The following is a 4,047-nucleotide window of genomic DNA, read 5'->3' as shown; positions in this document are numbered from 1 at the left end:
TCAGCCCCAGCGCCCCGCCCGGACTGGAGCGCCGGCACCCGCAGCCATCCACGGGCGGCGGGTTGCCCGTGCCGCCATCGCCGGGACCGCCCGTGCCGCCATCGCCCGTGCCGCCATCCCCGGGACCGGTGACCGGCTTCTCCGGGTAGTCCGCCACGGTGGCGATCTGCAGCGCCTCCCCGTCCACGATGTCCGCCTGGTAGTAGCGCACCTTCGGGTACTGCTGCTGCTCACGCACCAGCGGGTTCAGCTCGATGCCCTTCACGTGGAGCTGCCACGTGGAGACGGGGTCGGGGATGGGGGCGCCCGGCTCCAGGCGGTGCCGGATGATGTAGCCGAAGGAGCCCACCGGCTCGACGACCTCGAACTTCTTCTTGTTGATGACGACGTACCGGCCCAGGTGCCGGTAGCCGTGGAAGGCCCACGTCAGCTCGGACTGCGGCCCCTTCTCGTTGTCCCCGCGCTCGATGAGGCGGAAGTCCGTCTCCGCCACCACGTCGATGCGGTGCGCCTTGTACTCGCGCGGCAGCTTGTAGCCCTTGGTGCCAATCTCCGCGACGCGCTCGAACGTGGACGCGATGCCGAAGTCCATGTTCCGCCACGCGCTGCGGTTGGTGAACAGCGTGCGCGGGTCCCCCGAGTCCAGCTCCGCCAGCACGCACTGGTGCTCGGTGCTCGGGTCCGAGTACGCCGTCACCTGCGCGGGCGTGAGGGTCCAGGGGCCCGCGCTCAGCGTCGCGGTGCCGCTTGCAGGCACGTCCAGGGACGGCGTGGGGTTGTTCGCCGCCGGGACGGGGGTCCAGCTGCCGAACGCGGGAAGGCCGAAGTTGGCGATCTTCAGCGTCGCGCGGATGTTCTTGGCCGGGATGGGGGCGCCCGAGTCGTCCACGGAGCTGTTGTGCAGGGTGACGTTGAAGGTGTTGGGGTTTGTCAGGTGGATGAGGCTGGTGGGCACGTTGTTCGTGTTGATGTCGTTCCACGCGAAGGTCACGCCGCCGCAACCGCCCGTGCCGAAGCTGCCGGCGCCCCACGAGGCCACCGGAGGCGTGGCGCTCTCCAACTCGATGAAGTTCTCGGGGGCCGGCGCATTGCCCGGCCACTGGAGCAGGGGCGTGGAGGCCACCAGCCCGTCCACGCGGAAGACGTCCAGGAACATCTTGAAGTCCGACGCGGGCGGGAACTTGATGCCCGACAGGCCGGCGACATTCGGAATCTTCAGCTCCACGTTCCACGAGCGGTTCCCCACGCCGCCGTCCGTGCTGCGCACCTTCGCATCCAGCCAGAAGCCGGCCGTCAGCGTGGAGTGCGGCACGATGGTGACGGTGCCCCAGACGACCTTGCCGCTCCCATCCAGGGTGTCCGACTTCCACAGCTGCGCCTCGCGCATCCGGTTGTTCGCCGCCGCGCCCGCGCCCGCGAAGAGGGGGTAGAGGTGCAGGCGACGGTAGCGGTTGGGCGAGGTGCCGGTGTCGAACGTCAGCACCAGCACGTCCTCGTCCTCGAAGGCGCTGTCGTTGTTCACCTCGAAGGAGAGATAGACGTTGCTCGCGTCACGGTTGCCCTGCACCACCGCGTGGGGCTGGTTCACGCCGTTGCCGAACTCGTAGCGGAACGCGCCCGTCCACCCGAGGTCGTTGTCGATGTCACCGTCGATGGTGGGTGCGCCCGGGACGCCCGGCACCCCGGAGACATTGCGGAAGCACAGCCGCTGCGCCGTGGCTGCTTCAGCGTCCGGCGCGCCAAGGAGGAGCGCCAGGGCCGCGCAGGCCAGCGCCACGCCCCGACCGAATACCTGCTGCCTGTTGGGTTGCTTCACGGATTCGACTCCCTGCTGGAAATGGGACGGCTTGCTCACAGACGCTTCAGTTTCTGGGACAGCTGACCGAACTTGCTTGCGTCCGAGATGGACATGACGTTCACCACCAGGTCCGCCGAAGCGGGGGCGGTCGTGCCCGGCTTCAGCGTCACGTAGAAGTTGGTGGTGCTGGGCCCCGTTATGTCGAACTGGCCCACCAGCGGGCCCGTGGTGGCGATGGTCAAGAGCGCCGCGCCCCACAGGTTCGCGCCGTCCCCCGCGAGCGTCAGCGTCACCCGGTAGGTGCCCGCCACCTCGATGGTGACCGCGAAGCGCAGCGTGACGAGGGTGCCCGCGGTGGCCTGGATCTCGTCCGTCGTCGGGTTGCGGGCGCTGTCGGGCGACACCAGCGCGCGCGACAGCGGGATGGTGGGCGTCTGCGAGGTGCTGCCAATGGTGAAGCCGTAGTCGCCCGACGAGCCGTTGATCTGGCTGTTGAGCTTGGAGACCATGAACAGGCGCACCTTCGGCGCGCCGGTGGCGCCCGGGGGAATCGTCACCCGGACGACCACCTGCTTCGTGGTGCCGCTGGGAGCGTCACCCTTCGCCATGGTGATCTCCCCATTGGGCAGCGGCGTCCGGGCCGCCGTGGTGTCCGTCACCGTCGTCGCCCAGCCCGTCACCGCGGAGCCTGCGGGGGGCTGGAGGGTGGGGGTGAGCTTGAAGGTCTCATCCATGTTGGAGATGACCTTCAGCGTGTAGAAGAAGTCGTAGGTGGCGCCCGCGGTGATGCTGCCCGTCGGCGTCTGGGACAGCGTCACCAGGCTGCTGCCCTCCGGCACCGTGGGCACGGCCGGGCCCACCTGCACCGTGGTGCTGGCGTACCCGCGCGCGTTGCTCACCGCCAGGGAGACGAACCTGCCGGTGGACGGGACGTTGGGGATGGCCGGCAGCTCGAAGATGAGCTGGCTGTCGGAGCTGCCCGCCTTGAAGGCGGTGATCATCACCGTGTCCACGAGGACGGTGTTCAGCGAGGCCGTGCCGAAGCCGCGGCCCAGCACGCGCATCTCACTGCCCATGCGGATGAGCCCCGCGGGCAGCACGTCCAGGATGGCCACCGTGGCGATGGAGGCCTCCAGCACCTTCAGCCGCTGGTCCTGGGCCTCCAGGTAGTCGATGAGGTCGTTGAAGAGCGCCGAGGTGATGAGGTCACCCGGCTTGACCTTGTAGGGAAGGGACATGTCAGGGAGTCTCCAGGAAGGTCAGGGCCCGGGCTGGTCCACGCTGGGACCCCCGGATGCGTAGTTCGCGTGGTTCCACTTCGACACGTCGAAGCGCGGGTCTCCCCAGTAGGGGATGTGCCCGCTGGCGAAGACGAGGTAGGGCTGCGGCTTCGGCCCCACGCCGGACATCGCCTGCTGGTTCTCGCGGACGACGTACAGCCAGAGCAGCTCCTTCTTCGCCAGCTCCAGCGGCGGGTACGCGCGCGCCATCTCCAACAACGGCGCCAGTCGGGCCCCCTCGATGCTGATGGGCGCGCGCACCGTGAGGCCCTCGAAGAACTTGAGGTAGTCGAAGCCGCGCGTGCCGATGTAGCCGCCCAACGGCAGCACGCCCGCCGGGGGCAGGTACACGAAGTGGTCCGTGGCCTTCACCGCCGCCGGGTTGAGCGCCTCCAGGCGCAGCCGCTCGATGTGGTCCTGGAACTGGAGGAACAGGGCCTCCGCCTCCACCGCGTGCCGGTCCCCCGTCCCCGCGAGCCACGGCGTGGGGTGTCCCGCGCGAGCGAGGCGCCGGCGCACGGCCCACAGGTCCACGAAGCGGATGCCCGCGCCGTCCCTCCAGTGGAGGACCGCCAGCGGCACGTCGCAGGGCGTGAGGAAGTGGGGCCGCAGCGCGTCCACCAGCCCGTAGCCCGTGGCCGGTTCGGTGAAGGGCCAGGTGAGGAAGGCCTGGCCCTTGGGGTCCGTCGTGCCCAGGCACTGGTGCGCCACCTTGTTGCGCAGCTTCGCCTCCTGGGCCAGGGCCAGGTCCGCGCTGGACACCTCCAGCCGCAGCAGGCGGAAGCGCACGCCCTCCACCAGCAGCTTCGCGTCGCAGCCGGACTTCACGCCGCCCAGGCCGCTCGCCACCGCGCGGCCCTCGCGGCCGGACGCGGGCGCCATCACCAGCAGGTACACGCCGGTGCCGGACACGTACACGCTGCCCGGCGGTGAGCAGGCGCCAAAGGCCCCCGTGCCCGCCGCCACCGC

The 4,047-nt window shown here is 69.9% G+C and carries 3 protein-coding genes; all 3 read right to left on the bottom strand.

Annotated features, from left to right (window positions below; genetic code table 11):
• A partial coding sequence (locus D7X12_RS39980) for a hypothetical protein (RefSeq protein ID WP_147443961.1) occupies nucleotides 1-1,816 on the bottom strand: 1,816 nt, incomplete at its 3' end.
• A gap of 35 nt (nucleotides 1,817-1,851) precedes the next feature.
• Nucleotides 1,852-3,036, bottom strand: coding sequence for a hypothetical protein (locus D7X12_RS39975; protein WP_120630381.1), 1,185 nt, complete (start codon nucleotides 3,034-3,036; stop codon nucleotides 1,852-1,854).
• Nucleotides 3,037-3,057: 21 nt separating this feature from the next.
• A partial coding sequence (locus D7X12_RS43295; RefSeq protein WP_120630380.1) for a hypothetical protein occupies nucleotides 3,058-4,047 on the bottom strand: 990 nt, incomplete at its 5' end.

The organism is Corallococcus sicarius, assembly GCF_003611735.1.
Taxonomy (GTDB): Bacteria; Myxococcota; Myxococcia; order Myxococcales; family Myxococcaceae; genus Corallococcus; species Corallococcus sicarius.
The sequence above is the reverse complement of the archived record's forward strand: the minus strand, read 5'-3'. Positions and strand labels throughout refer to the sequence as shown.